Source organism: Bradyrhizobium sp. NBAIM03 (genome assembly GCF_020194055.1).
Lineage (GTDB): Bacteria > Pseudomonadota > Alphaproteobacteria > Rhizobiales > Xanthobacteraceae > Bradyrhizobium > Bradyrhizobium yuanmingense.
This window is the reverse complement of sequence record NZ_JADYVS010000110.1, coordinates 1-542: the sequence shown is the minus strand read 5'-3', so window position 1 is coordinate 542 and position 542 is coordinate 1. Positions and strand designations below refer to the sequence as shown.

Sequence of the window (542 nt, the reverse complement as noted above, 5' to 3'; positions counted from 1 at the left end):
GCGCTCGCGCGCGACGAGGATCGAGCAGCGGCTGCGCGCACGCGCATCGCCGTACAGGGTCTTGCCAAGCGCTTCAACGCGTCCGGACGCGAGTTCGTGGCGGTGGATGACGTTTCCTTCGAGGTCAAGCAGGGCGAGTTCGTCGCGCTGCTCGGTCCATCCGGCTGCGGCAAAAGCACCATTCTGAACATGGTCGCGGGGCTGTTGCCGCGCTCCGGCGGACGCATCCTGATCGACGGGGACTCGGTCGAGACCGGCGAGGTCAACCCCAGGGTCGGCTACGTCTTCCAGCGCGATACCCTGTTTCCGTGGCGGACCGTGGAGCAGAACATCGGCTATGGGCTGGAGATCGCGGGAGTGCCAAAGAGCGAGCGCACCGGGCGCGTTGCTACGGCCGTCGAGAAGGCCGGCCTTGCAGGCTTTGCGCAGAGCTTCCCGCGCATGCTGTCCGGCGGCATGCGCCAGCGTGTCGCCTTGATGCGCACGCTGATCCTGGAGCCCGAGATCCTGCTGATGGACGAGCCGTTCGGCGCGCTCGACAC

Annotated in this window: 1 protein-coding gene; it reads left to right on the top strand. The window is 67.3% G+C overall.

Translation table 11 applies throughout. The annotated features are described in order from the left end of the window. Positions 1-542, top strand: a 542-nt coding sequence (locus I6F21_RS37620; protein WP_249787626.1) for an ATP-binding cassette domain-containing protein, incomplete at both ends; no start/stop codon positions are given.